14 protein-coding genes are annotated in these 13,365 nt (G+C 69.7%); 7 read left to right on the top strand and 7 right to left on the bottom strand.

Features of this window, described 5'->3' with window-relative positions; genetic code table 11:
- Positions 1-769, bottom strand: a 769-nt coding sequence (locus C5F48_RS17635) for a bifunctional folylpolyglutamate synthase/dihydrofolate synthase (protein ID WP_258186523.1), incomplete at its 3' end; no start/stop codon positions are given.
- Entirely contained in the window at positions 769-1,719 is a 951-nt protein-coding gene (gene accD / locus C5F48_RS17630; RefSeq protein WP_107665170.1) for an acetyl-CoA carboxylase, carboxyltransferase subunit beta, read from the bottom strand. The genes C5F48_RS17635 and accD, both read right to left, overlap by 1 nt.
- 271 nt (positions 1,720-1,990) lie before the next feature.
- Between accD and ilvD the strand changes: the two genes are divergently transcribed.
- The 4 genes from ilvD (at position 1,991) to C5F48_RS17610 (ending at position 5,531) form a co-directional block, all read left to right on the top strand.
- Entirely contained in the window at positions 1,991-3,724 is a 1,734-nt protein-coding gene (gene ilvD, locus C5F48_RS17625; RefSeq protein WP_107665169.1) for a dihydroxy-acid dehydratase, read from the top strand.
- Complete coding sequence (locus tag C5F48_RS17620) at positions 3,705-4,283, top strand: cation transport ATPase (RefSeq protein ID WP_245941227.1); 579 nt, start codon at positions 3,705-3,707, stop codon at positions 4,281-4,283. Before ilvD ends, C5F48_RS17620 begins: the two co-directional genes overlap by 20 nt.
- 98 nt (positions 4,284-4,381) lie before the next feature.
- Entirely contained in the window at positions 4,382-5,152 is a 771-nt protein-coding gene (locus C5F48_RS17615; protein ID WP_107665168.1) for a DUF6478 family protein, read from the top strand.
- A 10-nt stretch (positions 5,153-5,162) separates the two neighbouring features.
- Positions 5,163-5,531, top strand: a complete 369-nt coding sequence (locus C5F48_RS17610) for a hypothetical protein (RefSeq protein ID WP_107665167.1) — start codon at positions 5,163-5,165, stop codon at positions 5,529-5,531.
- Between the two features lie 17 nt (positions 5,532-5,548).
- Here the strand turns inward: C5F48_RS17610 and C5F48_RS25265 are convergent, their stop codons facing one another.
- Positions 5,549-5,692, bottom strand: coding sequence for a hypothetical protein (locus tag C5F48_RS25265; protein ID WP_170139540.1), 144 nt, complete (start codon positions 5,690-5,692; stop codon positions 5,549-5,551).
- A 182-nt stretch (positions 5,693-5,874) separates the two neighbouring features.
- Between C5F48_RS25265 and C5F48_RS17605 the strand changes: the two genes are divergently transcribed.
- Both C5F48_RS17605 and C5F48_RS17600 read left to right on the top strand, forming a co-directional pair.
- Positions 5,875-7,887: an NADPH-dependent 2,4-dienoyl-CoA reductase gene (locus tag C5F48_RS17605; protein ID WP_107665166.1), complete on the top strand. Its 2,013-nt coding sequence runs from the start codon at positions 5,875-5,877 to the stop codon at positions 7,885-7,887.
- Between the two features lie 225 nt (positions 7,888-8,112).
- Positions 8,113-9,018 (top strand): LysR family transcriptional regulator, encoded by a 906-nt coding sequence (locus C5F48_RS17600; protein WP_107665165.1) that lies wholly within the window; start codon positions 8,113-8,115, stop codon positions 9,016-9,018.
- 158 nt (positions 9,019-9,176) lie between these two features.
- Here C5F48_RS17600 and C5F48_RS17595 read toward each other — a convergent pair whose 3' ends face one another.
- The 3 genes from C5F48_RS17595 to C5F48_RS17585 are packed head-to-tail and all read right to left on the bottom strand — an operon-like array spanning position 9,177 to position 11,631.
- Positions 9,177-10,169, bottom strand: coding sequence for an OmpA family protein (locus C5F48_RS17595; RefSeq protein ID WP_107665164.1), 993 nt, complete (start codon positions 10,167-10,169; stop codon positions 9,177-9,179).
- A gap of 29 nt (positions 10,170-10,198) precedes the next feature.
- Positions 10,199-10,903, bottom strand: coding sequence for a GNAT family N-acetyltransferase (locus C5F48_RS17590; protein WP_107665163.1), 705 nt, complete (start codon positions 10,901-10,903; stop codon positions 10,199-10,201).
- The gene (locus C5F48_RS17585) at positions 10,900-11,631 is read right to left on the bottom strand and encodes a competence/damage-inducible protein A (RefSeq protein ID WP_107665162.1); all 732 of its coding nucleotides are present in this window, start codon (positions 11,629-11,631) and stop codon (positions 10,900-10,902) included. The genes C5F48_RS17590 and C5F48_RS17585 overlap by 4 nt, the downstream gene beginning before the upstream one ends.
- Before the next feature lie 139 nt (positions 11,632-11,770).
- Between C5F48_RS17585 and map the strand changes: the two genes are divergently transcribed.
- Positions 11,771-12,580: a type I methionyl aminopeptidase gene (gene map, locus C5F48_RS17580; RefSeq protein WP_107665161.1), complete on the top strand. Its 810-nt coding sequence runs from the start codon at positions 11,771-11,773 to the stop codon at positions 12,578-12,580.
- Positions 12,581-12,657: 77 nt separating this feature from the next.
- Here the strand turns inward: map and C5F48_RS17575 are convergent, their stop codons facing one another.
- Positions 12,658-13,302: an HAD family hydrolase gene (locus C5F48_RS17575; RefSeq protein WP_107665160.1), complete on the bottom strand. Its 645-nt coding sequence runs from the start codon at positions 13,300-13,302 to the stop codon at positions 12,658-12,660.
- Positions 13,303-13,365 lie beyond the last annotated feature (63 nt).

The raw sequence follows: 13,365 nt of genomic DNA, 5'->3' as shown, positions 1-13,365 counted from the left end.
CGGCGTTCTGGATCTGGTGCGGGCCGGGCAGGTTGGGCAGCGGCAGGTCGAGAAGCCCGGTCTCGTCCTGAAACACCAGCCGCCCGCGTTCGGTCCAGACCTGCCAGTGCTGGCCATGCGCCAGCAGCGGCACGCCAAGCCGCGCCGCCCGCGCCTCGATCACTTTGAGCCCCTCGGGGCTCTGCGGGCCGACGACGCAGGGAACGCCGCGCTTCAGGATCCCCGCCTTCTCGCCCGCGATCTCGGGCAGGGTCTCGCCCAGATATTGCTGATGATCGACCGAGACCGGCGTGATGATGGTGAGCCGCGGCTTTTCCACCACATTCGTCGCATCGAGCCTGCCGCCGAGCCCGACTTCGAGCAGGGTGAAATCCGCAGGGGTGCGGGCGAAGGCGAGGAAGGCGGCGCAGGTGGTGATCTCGAAGAAGGTGATCTCCTCCGGCCCGTTGGCTGCCACGCATTCGTCGAGCAGCGCCGCCAGCGCGGGCTCCGAGATTAGCTCCCCGGCGAGCCGGATGCGCTCGTGAAAGCGCGCCAGATGCGGCGAGGTATAGGCATGCACCCGGTCGCCCGACGCCTCGAGTCCGGCGCGGATCATCGCCTGTGTCGAGCCCTTGCCATTGGTTCCGGCGATATGGATCACCGGCGGCAGGGCGCGCTCGGGGTGGCCGAGCGCGGCGAGCAGCCGGTGCACCCGGTCCAGCGTCAGGTCGATGACCTTGGGGTGGAGCGACATCATCCGCTCGAGGATGACGTCGGAGGAAGGCATCACGAGGCGGCCTTCGCCTCGGCCTCGGGCAGGGGCGGCGCGGGCTCCGCCACCGGCGGTGCGGCCGGTGCGGGGGCGGGCAGGTCGCCCTTGATCGCCGGCGGCAGGTTCATCAGCATGCGCAGGATGGTCACCAGCTCGTCGCGCATCGCCTTGCGATGGGTCACGCGGTCGAGCATGCCGTGGTCCAGAAGGTATTCGGCGCGCTGGAAGCCTTCGGGCAGCTTCTCGCGGATCGTCTGCTCGATCACCCGCGGGCCGGCGAAGCAGATCAGCGCGTTCGGCTCGGAGATCTGCACGTCGCCCAGCATGGCATAGCTGGCCGTCACACCGCCCGTGGTGGGATGGGTCAGCACCACCACATAGGGCAGCCCCGCCTCCTTCAGCATCTGCACCGCCACCGTGGTGCGCGGCATCTGCATCAGGGACAGGATCCCCTCCTGCATCCGGGCGCCGCCGGCTGCGGCGAAAAGCACCAACGGGCATTTCAGCTTTACCGCCCGTTCGGCGGCGGCGACGATGGCGTTGCCGACATACATGCCCATCGAACCGGCCATGAAGGCGAAGTCCTGCGCGGCCATGACGACCGGGGCGCGGGCCATCTCGCCCTCGGCGACGAGCATCGCCTCCTTCTCGCCGGTCGATTTCTGCGCGGCCTTCATCCGGTCGGGATATTTCTTCTGGTCCCTGAAGATCAGCGGGTCGGCGACCGGCTCCGGTACCTTAACCTCGGTGAAAATACCGCCGTCGAACAAGGCGTTGAACCTTTCGCGCGGGCTGATCGCCATGTGGTGGTCGCAGGTGGTGCAGACGTTCAGATTGTCGGAAAGCTCGCGGTGGAACAGCATGGTTCCGCATTCGGGGCATTTGGTCCAGAGGTTTTCCGGCACCTCGCGGCGGGAGAACAGCGAGTTGATCTTGGGACGGACGTAGTTAGAGATCCAGTTCATTGCGGGCGGCCCTGTCGTCGCGGCGGTTGGGACCCGAGATAGTCCCGGGGGGCGGGAAATGCAATCGGCATGGGGTTTGGCCGGGCGTCGGGTCGGGGTGGCCGGATTTTCTGCGAAAATCCGCAGGGGCGTGTTTTCTGCGAAAACACGGGTAACGATCTTTCGCAGATAGATCGCGGGCAGGAAGTCTTCGCAGAAGACTTCCCCGTTCTTCCTTGCCGCACCGGCCTGCGCCGCTTATCCCGAAGGCAGCAATTCCGGGAGGACGCCGATGAAGAACAGCCGTTTCGACAAGACCACGCTGCCGTCGCGCCATGTCACCGAGGGGCCGAGCCGGGCGCCGCATCGCAGCTATTTCTACGCGATGGGCATCACCGAGGAGGAGATCCACCAGCCTTGGGTCGGGGTCGCGACCTGCTGGAACGAGGCAGCGCCCTGCAACATCGCGCTGAACCGTCAGGCGCAATCGGTGAAGATGGGGGTGAAGAAGGGCGGCGGCACGCCGCGCGAGTTCACCACCATCACCGTGACCGACGGCATCGCCATGGGCCACGAGGGCATGCGCTCGTCGCTCGCCTCGCGCGACGCCATCGCCGATACGGTGGAGCTGACCATGCGCGGCCATTGCTATGACGCGCTGGTCGGGCTCGCGGGCTGCGACAAGTCGCTGCCGGGGATGATGATGGCGATGGTGCGGCTCAACGTGCCTTCGGTCTTCATCTATGGCGGGTCGATCCTGCCGGGCCGGCTGAACGGCAAGGATGTCGTGGTGCAGGACGTGTTCGAGGCGGTGGGCCAGCATCAGGCTGGCCGGATGAGCGATGCCGAGCTGGCGATTCTCGAGCGGGTGGCCTGCCCCTCGGCGGGGGCCTGCGGCGGGCAGTATACCGCCAACACCATGGCCTGCGTCTCGGAAGCGATCGGGCTGGCGCTGATGAACTCCTCGGGCGCGCCCGCGCCCTACGAGAGCCGCGACCAGTATGGCGATGCTTCGGGCGTCGCGGTGATGCATCTGATCGAGAAGAACATCCGCGCCCGGGACATCGTGACGCGGAAGTCGCTGGAGAATGCGGCGCGGGTCGTGGCCTGCACCGGCGGCTCGACCAATGCCGGGCTGCATCTGCCCGCCATCGCCCATGAGGCGGGGATCGACTTCGACCTGTTCGACGTCTGCGACATCTTCCGCGACACGCCCTATTTCGTGAACCTGCGGCCGGGCGGCGCCTATGTGGCCAAGGATCTCTACGAGGCGGGCGGGGTGCCGGTGGTGCTGAAGGAGCTGCGCAAGGCGGGGCTGATCCATGAGGATTGCGTGACCGCCTCGGGCCGGGCGATCGGCGAGGAGCTGGACCTGATCACCCGCGAGGCCGATGGCAAGGTGATCTATCCGGTGGCGGCGCCGATCTCGGCCACCGGGGGGGTCGTGGGGCTGCGCGGCAATCTTTGCCCGGATGGCGCCATCGTGAAGGTGGCGGGGATGACGCCGGAGGAGCAGGTCTTCACCGGCCCGGCGCGGGTGTTCGACTGCGAGGAGGAGGCCTTCGAGGCGGTGCAGAACCGCGCCTATGCCGAGGGCGAGGTGATCGTGATCCGCAACGAGGGGCCCGCTGGCGGGCCGGGGATGCGCGAGATGCTGTCGACCACGGCGGCCTTGAGCGGTCAGGGGATGGGCAAGAAGGTGGCGCTGATCACCGACGGGCGCTTCTCGGGGGCGACGCGGGGCTTCTGCGTCGGCCATGTCGGGCCCGAGGCGGCGCATGGCGGGCCGATCGCGCTGCTGCGGAACGGCGACATGATCACGCTGAACGCGCTGACCGGCGAGCTGTCGGTGGCGCTGAGCGACGAGGAACTGGCGGCGCGGAAGGCCGCATGGGCGGGGCCACGCCAGACGGAGTATGCCAGCGGGGCCTTGTGGAAATATGCGCGGCTGGTGGGCGGGGCCCGGCAGGGCGCGGTGACCCATCCGGGAGCCAGGGCGGAACGGCATGTCTACATGGACCAGTAAGCTCGGGCTGGCGCTGGGGCTCGCCGCCCTGGCGACGGCGGCAGCAACGGGGGCGGCGGCGCAGCAGAGGGGGCTGCGCATCGCCCCGCCCGCGGGCTACTGCGTCGACCGCGAGGCGCATTCCGGGCCGGGGATCGTCCTGATCGGCCGCTGCGCCGGCGTGGCGAACCGGCCGCCGGCGGTGCTGACCGTGGCGATGGGCAAGCCCGCCTCGGGCCTCGGCATCGCCGACCAGGGCAAGGCGCTGGCCGAGTTCTTCACCTCGCAGGCCGGCCGCGCCGCCCTGAGTCGCAGCGGGCGGGCGAAGGCGGTGACCGTGCTGGAGGCGCTGACCTGGCGCGACGCCTTCCTGATCCGCTGGCGCGATGCCGCGGCGGGGCGCGGCGCCCAAGGAGAGAGCTGGCGCGCGGTGCTGGGGCTGGATGGGCGGCTGCTGACGCTGACCGTCACCGGAACCGCCGCCGCGCCGCTGGATCGCGACGAGGGCCGCAAGCTGATCGAGGGCTTCGTCACCGCCATGACCTCGGCGAACCGGCGCTCGGCTCAGGGCGGGGACTGACACGGCGTCGCAGGGGCGCGGAACGGGTTCTTTTGCCGCCGGCCGCGCTCTAGACTGCCTTGCCGCCCGGCCGCCGCCGGGGGCGACAGGGTGGGCAGATGGCAGGACCTCTCGGCGCGACGCTCGACCGGCTGCGGCATGGATGGATGCTGCGGCGCTGGGGGCGTATCGCCGACGCGGCGGAGGCGATGGATCTGGCCACGTTGCGCCGCGCCCGCGGTCGGGCTCGGATGCTGCGCCGCCAGCTCGACCGGGTGATCCATCTCGCGGAATATCGGCTGGCCCTGCCGGTCATCGGCTCCAATGCGCTGCGGCGGCCGATGGGCGCCGACTGGGTCTGGCGGCCGGATCTCTGGCGCGGGCCGATGGCGGTGGCGGGTCAGGCTCCGGCGTCGGGTAGGACCGTGCTGGCCGAGGGGGCCACGCTGTTCCACGATTGCCGCGCCGGCGAGCTGACGCTGCGCCAGATCCGCAACCGGCGCGAGACCGACCTCGCGCCCTTCGGCCTGAGGCTGGAGGTGTTCCGCTTCGACGGCAGCTTCCTGTCCCTGGTGCTGGACCTGCCGGCAGAGGCGGTCGAGGGGCTGCGGCTGAAGCACCTGATCCGACTGGAGCTGGCGTTGGAGCGCGAGCAGCCGCTGCAGGTCTTCGCCCGGTTGAACATCCGGCACGGGCCGAATGTCGAGCAGCTGGTGCGGGAACTGCCGCCGGAGGAGGAGGTGATGGTGGAGTTCGACCTCGCCTATACAAAGATGAACGAGAAGCGGGTGGAGCGCCTGTGGCTGGACCTGATCTTCGAGCGGCCGGAGATGAACCAGGTCATCCTGCGCGACGTAACGCTGAGCCGCCGGCCGCGGGCCGAGCTGTGAGGACCGAGCGATGAGCGGCATGACACTGACGGCGACGCGGCTGCGCGCCGGGATCTGGGAAGCGGTGCTGGAAGGGGTGCGCGGTCAGCCAGCCTTGGAGGTGACGCTGCTGGAGGCGCCGGTCGGCTTTTCCCTGACCGAGCTGCCGGACCGGCCGGGGACGCTGGCGCTGCGGGTGCCGCTGCCGGTGGAGGCGCTGTCGGAGGGGGTGCAGACCGTACTGGTTCGCGACGCGGTCTCGGGGGCCACGCTGGGGCATGTCTCGATCATCGCCGGCGCCGCGCTGGAGGAAGACCTGCGGGCCGAGATCGACCTGCTGCGCGCCGAGCTCGACATGCTCAAGCGCGCCTTCAGGCGACATTGTCTGGAAACGGCCTGACAGCCGTTCCCGGCGGGTCAGTCGGCGTTGTAATAGCCGTACATCTGCTCCAGCGCGGTCAGCACGCGGAGCTTGCGGATGCTGTGCTCGGGCGTGAAATAGACCGGGGTCGCGTCCGGGACTTTCTTGGCCGGGGCAATCGGGCGGGGGTCGAGTATCATGGCGTTCTCCTTGGGCTGACGCAGATATAGTCCCGCTGTATGCCGATGTTCACCGCCAATGCTGCATGGGTGCCATGCTCATGCTGCATTGCAGCGTTAACCTGTGACGCGGCGTTCGCGGTGACAGGCCCCGCCCCGGCGGGCAAGGTCCGCCGGTAGGACGAGGGGCTGGGAGGCCGCATATGACCGACTATCCGCATCTTCTGGCGCCGCTGGACCTCGGCTTCGTCACCTTGCCCAACCGGGTGCTGATGGGCTCGATGCACACCGGGCTGGAGGAGACCGGCGACTGGGAGCGGGTGGCGGAGTTCTACGCCGCGCGGGCGCGGGGCGGGGTCGGGCTGATGGTGACGGGAGGCATGGCGCCCAACCTCGAAGGCGGGGTGTTTCCCGGCGCGGCGGGGCTCTTTACCCCGGAGGACATCGCCAACCACCGCCGCGTGACCGACAGGGTGCATGCGGCGGGCGGGCGGATCGCGATGCAGATCCTGCATGCCGGGCGCTATGCCTATGGCAAGGACTGCGTGTCGGCAAGCGCGGTGAAATCGCCGATCTCGCCCTTCGCGCCAAGGGCGCTGGACGAGGCGGGGATCGAAAAGCAGATCGCCGATATCGTCACCGCGGCGGAGCGGGCGCAGGAGGCCGGCTATGACGGCGTGGAGATCATGGGGAGCGAGGGGTATTTCCTCAACCAGTTCCTCGTGACCCATGTGAACTGGCGCGAGGATCGCTGGGGCGGGGCCTACGAGAACCGGATGCGGCTGCCGGTCGAGGTGGTGCGGCGGGTGCGGGCCGCGGTGGGCCCGGCCTTCATCCTGATCTACCGCATCTCGCTGATCGATCTGGTGCCGGAGGGGTCGTCCTGGGAGGAGGTCGTGCTTCTGGCCCGCGCGGTGGAGGCGGTCGGGGCGACGCTGCTGAACACCGGGATCGGCTGGCACGAGGCGCGGGTGCCGACCATCGCCACCTCGGTGCCGCGGGCGGGCTTTGCCCGGTTGACGGAGCGGCTGCGGGCGGAGGTGGGGATTCCGGTGATCGTGTCGAACCGGATCAACACGCCGGAGGTGGCCGAAGGGCTGCTGGCCGGGGGCGTGGCCGACATGGTGTCGATGGCGCGGCCGTTTCTGGCGGATGCCGAATTCGTGCGGAAAGCGGCGGAGGGCCGGGCGGCGGAGATCGCGCCCTGCATCGCCTGCAATCAGGCCTGTCTTGACCATACCTTCAGCGGCAAGCTGACCAGCTGCCTCGTGAACCCGCGCGCCTGTCACGAGACGGTGCTGCGCTATGACCCGGCGTCGGTGCGCAAGCGGGTCGCGGTGGTGGGAGCCGGGCCTGCCGGGCTGATGACGGCGCTGGTGGCGGCGGGGCGCGGGCATGAGGTCGTGTTGTTCGAGGCCTCCGACCGCTTGGGCGGCCAGTTGAACCTCGCCCGCGAGGTGCCGGGCAAGGAGGAGTTCCACGGGCTGGTGCGCTGGTTCGAGGCCGAGGTGGCCCGGCTGGGCATCGAGGTGCGGCTCGGGCAGGCGGCCACGGTCGAGGCGCTGGGCGGCTTCGACGAGGTGGTGGTGGCGACCGGGGTCCTGCCGCGCGATCCGGACATTCCGGGGCAGGAGGGGCCGCAGGTGCTGAGCTATATAGAGGTGCTGCAGGGCGCGCCGGTCGGCCCGCGGGTGGCGGTGATCGGCGCGGGCGGCATCGGCTTCGACGTGGCGGAGTTTCTCGTGCAGGGCGGCGAGAGCCCGACGCTCGACCCGGCGCTGTGGCGGCGGGAATGGGGCGTCGGCGATCCGGCGGAGGTGCGCGGCGGCGTGGTGGCGCCGCGGCCCGAAGCCCCGGCGCGCGAGGTGCTGCTGCTGCAGCGCCGGGCCGAGAAGCCGGGGCGGCGGCTCGGGCGGACGACCGGATGGATCCACCGCGCGGCGCTGCAGATGAAGCGGGTGAAGATGCAGGGCGGGGTGCAGTATCGGCGAATCCTGCCGGAGGGGCTGGAGATTCTCGAAGCCTCGGGCGAGCGGGTGCTGCTGGCGGTCGATACGGTGGTGCTCTGCGCCGGGCAAGAGCCGCAGCGCGCGCTGGCTGATGCGCTGGCGGCGGCGGGAATCCCGCACCATGTCATCGGCGGCGCCGATGTGGCGGCGGAACTCGACGCCAAGCGGGCGATCGACCAGGGCGCGCGGCTGGCCGCGACGCTCTGAGCCGGGATCGGGGGGAAGCGCAGCCTTCCCGGCGGGATGAGCAGGCGGTGCGGCGGGAGGCCGCGCAACCTGGGGATGCAGGCTCAACCCTTGCGGGTAAATGTCTGTTTCCAAAAGAATAACCGGCTGACAAAAATCGTGCGTCCGGCGCGTCCCCACCGCAATCTTGCCCGATTTCGCGCTCAATAGGAAAGAGTCGCCAACACTATCCGCACAGGACCGACAATGGACCGACTCACCGAAATGGAAGCCTTTGCCACGGTCGTGGATCAGGGCGGCTTCACCGATGCGGCCAGGAAGATGGGCATCTCCAAATCGGCGGTGTCCAAGCATGTCTCGGCGCTGGAGGCGCGGCTCGGGGCGCGGCTGCTGAACCGCACCACGCGGCGGGTGAGCCCGACCGAGATCGGCCTCGCCTATTACGACCGGGCGCGGCGGGTGCTGAACGACGCGGGCGAGGCGGATACGCTGGTGACCTCGATGCAGGCAGCGCCCTCGGGGCTGCTGCGGATCTCGGTGGCGACCGACTTCGGGGTGAACCTGCTGTCGCCGATCCTGGGGGAGTTCCTGCTGGAATATCCCGAGATCACCGTGAACATGGTGCTGAACAACCGCTATGTCGAGCTGGTCGCCGAAGGCTTCGACATGGCGATCCGGATCGGCGACCTGGAGGATTCGAGCCTGCGCGCCCGCAAGCTGACCGAGACCACCCGGCGGATGATCGGCTCGCCGGGCTATTTCGCCAGGTTCGGCCGGCCTGCGAAGATCGACGACCTGAACGACCACAAGCTGCTGCATTACTCCAACCAGGCGAACGGCAATGTCTGGAAGATCATGGCCCCCTCCGGTGAACGCCGGCAGGTGCGCACGGCGGGCTGGCTGACGGTGAACGACGGCCAGTCGCTGCTGAACGCGGCCATTTCCGGTCTGGGCATCGCCTATCTGCCGTCCTTCCTCTTCGCCGAGGCGATGCGGGCGGGGCAGGTGGAAGAGGCCATTCCGGGGCTGCCGGTGGAGACGCTGGGCATCTACGCCGTCTACCCGCCGGGCCGCTTCACCCAGCCCAAGGTGCGCGCCTTCATCGACTTCCTGGCGCGGCGCTACATGGAGAAGGGGCCGGACAGCTGGTGAGGCGACCCGGTCGCCGGGGTGGAAGAGCCGCTTGGTAGGGTGGGGTTCCACCCCCCCGTCGCCTCCGGATGTGCGCCGCCCCTTGCGGAGCTGAGGTTCGGCATCGCGTGGCGGAGTGAAACCCCACCCTACGGGCCGGACGTCTTGGCACCCCGCCTCTACGGCAGGGCTGGCGTGACCTCGACGCGGCGGTTCAGGGTGCGGCCCGCTTCGGTCAGGTTGCTCGCCCGCGGCGCCAGCGCGCCGACGCCGTCGGCGGCGATCCGGTCGGGGGCGAGGCCGAAGCGGTCGATCAGCCGCTGGCGCACCGATTGCGCCCGCTGTTTCGACAGCGCCAGGTTGGCCGCCTGGCTTCCGGAGGCGTCGGTATGGCCGACCAGCATCACCCGGCGCTCCGGCCTTGCCTGCAGGTAGGCGGCGAGTTCGGCCAGCGAGGCGTAATCGCCCTCCTCCAGCGCCGCGGCGCTGCTGGAGAAGACCAGATCCTCCAGCGGCTGCGCCCCGCCGCTGTCGAGCCGTGCGCCGAGGCCGGTCGCTGGTGCTGTCGCGGGCGGCGTCGCAGCGACTTCCGGCTCGGGGCTCTTGCTCGAAGCGGTGATCGCCGGCGGCGGCGGCGTGGTAACCGGGCTGATCCGGGTCAGCTGGGCGAAACCCGCGGTGGCCGAGCGGCTGACCAGCAGGCTCAGCAGCTCCGGCCCCTCGGGCGTGGCGCGTTCGGCGGCGAGATAGCGGAAGTCGCCGAGATCGACATGCATGTCCGGCTCGGGCAGGATGTCGGTGCCGTAGCGGAAATCGAAACCGCCGCAGACATCGGTCTCGCAGGCGAAGATCACCTTGAATCCCGCCGCGGCAAGCTGGTCGCGCAGCGGGTCGAGAAGTTGCAGCGTGGTCATGCCGGGCGCGTCGATCCGCCAGGCGTTCTGCTCCAGCGCGCCCTCGGTCAGTCGGGTGGTGACGCCGGCGGGCGTCCAGGGCCCGACCGGCAGCCGGTAGGAGGTCAAGGGCTCGGCCCGGGCGGTGGTGACGGTTCCGGGGGCCGGGAAGGCGAGGGTCAGCGGCTGCGCCGAGAGCGCGGCGGGCAGGGCGCAGAGCGCCGCCAACCCGGCAAAGGCCGACAGGCTGCGGCGCAGGGCCGCGAGACGATGGCGCATGAACGTCAACTGCTCTGGCCTCTTCGGGCTCACTTCATTCTATAGTGATACTGTCCCACAGATCGCATTCCGAAGGAAGCGTAGAGCCGGCGCGCCGGGTCGTTGCCGGTGGTGACGACCAGAGAAAAGCGTTTTGTTCCCTGATCTTGCGCCCATGCTGCGGCGCAACGCAGGATGTTGTTGGCGGAACCCTGCCGACGTTGGCTCGGCGTCACCTCCAGCCCGTGCAGCATGGCGGTCTCGCCGTGGATCGCAATGAAAGCCACGCCCGAGGCCCGGTCGTTCTGCCGGCCGAGGATCGCGGTCTTGGGCCCCGCGACGCGGTGCATCACCGCCAGACGCGCCGGGCCGATGCCGCCCTCGGCCCAGAGATCCTCGGCAATGCCGAGGGGCGGCCAGTGGGCGAAGGCGCTCATCGGTGGGGCGGGCTCCAGCCCGCCGAGATCCATCGCATAGCCGGTGACGGGATCGACGACGGCATAACCGCGCCGCTCCAGCTCGGCGTCGAGCGCCGCGTCGCCCGCGCGCAGCATGAAGAGCGCGGGCTGGCCGAGAGCCGCCTGCGCGGCTTCGGCGCGCGGTATGTCATCGGCGGCCCAGGGGGCGGCGACCGTCACCGCCGAGACGCGCTTGCCGCCGCCCTGCCCGTCGCGGACGAGCCAAGGCCCGGCGCGATGGGTGGTGGCGGCGGGCCAGGTCGCGTCGAGCGTGGCGTAGAGCTCGGCCGGGGTCATCTGGCCTGCGGGAACAGCGCCGCGAGCCGGGTCATCGCCTCCGAAATGCGGCCGGCGTCGGCGCCGCGGATCACCAGGTTGGAGCCGAAGGCGCCGTTCTGCACGAAGGGATAGCTGCCCATCGACAGGTCGGGGAATTCTGCAGCCAGTTCGCCGAAGGGTCCGGCGATCTCGCCCTCGCCGCGATCCACCCGCAGCGACTGGCTCAGCAGCGGCGCGCCGCCGGTGAGGGTCGGGAGCACCGAGGCGACCATGGCCTGGAAGATGTTGGGTACCCCGGCCATGACATGCACATTGCCGAGGGTGAAGCCGGGGGCGATGGAGATCGGGTTGTCGATCAGCGTCGCCCCGTCGGGGATGCGGGCCATGCGCTGCCGGGCCTCGTTGAACGCCATCTCGCGGCGCTTGTAATGCGCGTCGAGCAGGGCATAGGCATCGGCGCGGATCGAGATCGGCACGCCGAAGGCGGCGGCGATCGACTCGGCGGTGATGTCGTCATGCGTCGGGCCGATGCCGCCAGAGGTGAAGACATTGTCATAGCGGGCGCGCAGGGCGTTCACCGCCTCGATGATCGCGTCGCGGTCGTCCGAGACGACGCGGGCCTCGCGCAGGGTGATGCCGTGCCGGGTAAGCTCGCCCGCGAGGTAATGGGTGTTGACGTCGCGGGTGCGCCCCGAGAGGATCTCGTCTCCGATGACCAGCATGGCGGCGGTGGGATTGGCGGGCATGACGGCTCCTTGGCTGCGGCTGATCCAAGCTATAGGGCGCGGCGGGCGGCGTTTCAAACCCTCTCCCGGGGGGCAGGTCTGGCAAAGCCGGGGAAGACTGATTATCTTGGCTCAAACTTGCACCGGAAGGACTGGCGCTTTGGACGAGTCGCGCGGACGTATCACGAAGAACGGCATCAGATTGTATGAGCCGGCGGATTTCGCCGGAATGCACGCCGCGGGCCGCGTCGCGGCGGAGATCCTCGATGCCGTGGCGCCGCTGGTGCAGCCGGGTGTCACCACCGCGGCGCTGGACGATTTCATCACCGCCGAGGTGGAGCGCCACGGCGCGACCTCGGCCACCATCGGCTACAAGGGCTATCAGCACGGGTCCTGCATCTCGGTCAACCATGTGGTCTGCCACGGGATTCCGGGCGCCAAGGTCCTGAAGGACGGCGATATCCTGAACATCGACGTGACGGTGATCGTGGATGGCTGGTTCGGCGACACCAGCCGGATGTATGTGGCCGGCGCGCTGGGCCGCAAGCCCGAGCGGCTGATCGAGGTCACGCATGATGCGCTGATGAAGGGGATCGAGGCGGTGAAGCCCGGCAATACCTTCGGCGACATCGGCGCGGCGATCCAAGCTTACGTCGAGGGCAACCGCATGTCGGTGGTGCGGGATTTCTGCGGTCACGGGCTGGGCCGGGTGTTCCACGCCCCGCCGAACGTGCTGCACTACGGTCGTGCGGGCACCGGGCCGGTGCTGGAGGAGGGCATGTTCTTCACCATCGAGCCGATGGTGAACCTCGGGCGGCCCGAGACCAAGGTGCTGGCCGACGACTGGACGGCGGTGACGCGGGACAAGTCGCTCTCGGCGCAGTTCGAGCATTCGGTGGGGGTGACGGCCACGGGCTGCGAGATCTTCACCCTGTCGCCGGCGGGGAAATTCCACCCGACCTATGGCTAAGGGCCGAGCGCCGGGGAGGGGGCTGTCTGCCCCCTCCCCGGACCCCACCCCCGAGGATATTTAGAGACAGAAAATGATCAGAGGCCGAGCAGGGTGGGAAGCTCCGCCATGTCGGTGAAGATCGTGGCGCCTTCGGCGGCCAGTGCCTCGGCATGGCCGGCGGCGGCGTAGCCGAAGCAGGGGATGCCGGCGGCTTTCGCCGCGCGGGCGCCGGTCGGGCTGTCCTCGATCACCGCGCAATCGGCTGGAAGGGTGTTCAGCGCGGCGGCGGCGTGCAGGTAGAGGTCGGGCGCCGGTTTCGGCGCGCCGAGCGCCTGACCGGAGAAGAGCCGACCGTGGAAGCGCTGGTGCAGGCCGGGGAACTGGCCCAGCGTCACCTGCATCTTGCGGAGCGTGCCGTTGGAGCCCACCGCATAGGGGATGCCCGCCGCGTCGAGATGGTCGAGCAGGTCGGTGACGCCGGGGATCAGCGGGATGCCTTCGGCCAGCCGGGCGTAGAGCCTTTCGTAGAAATCCGCGACCCAGTTGCGCGGCAGGGCGGCGCCCAGGGCGCGGGCCTTGTCGGCGGCGCCGCTGATGGTGCCGCCGAGGAAATGCAACTCCATCTCGGCGGGGGTCAGCGGCAGGCCGTGGCGGGCGAGGTCTTCGGCGAGCAGCGCGAAGGCCGGCGGCTCGCTGTCGACCAGCACGCCGTCGCAATCGAAGATGACGGCTTTGGTCAGTGGGGCTCGTCAAGGATGGTGACCAGCGTGTCGCCGTAGCGGCGCTGGTCCTGTTGCGTGAAG

This window comes from Cereibacter changlensis JA139 (assembly GCF_003034985.1).
Lineage (GTDB): Bacteria > Pseudomonadota > Alphaproteobacteria > Rhodobacterales > Rhodobacteraceae > Cereibacter > Cereibacter changlensis.
Note: the sequence above shows the minus strand (reverse complement) of the source record. Positions and strands in the feature narration are given on the sequence as shown.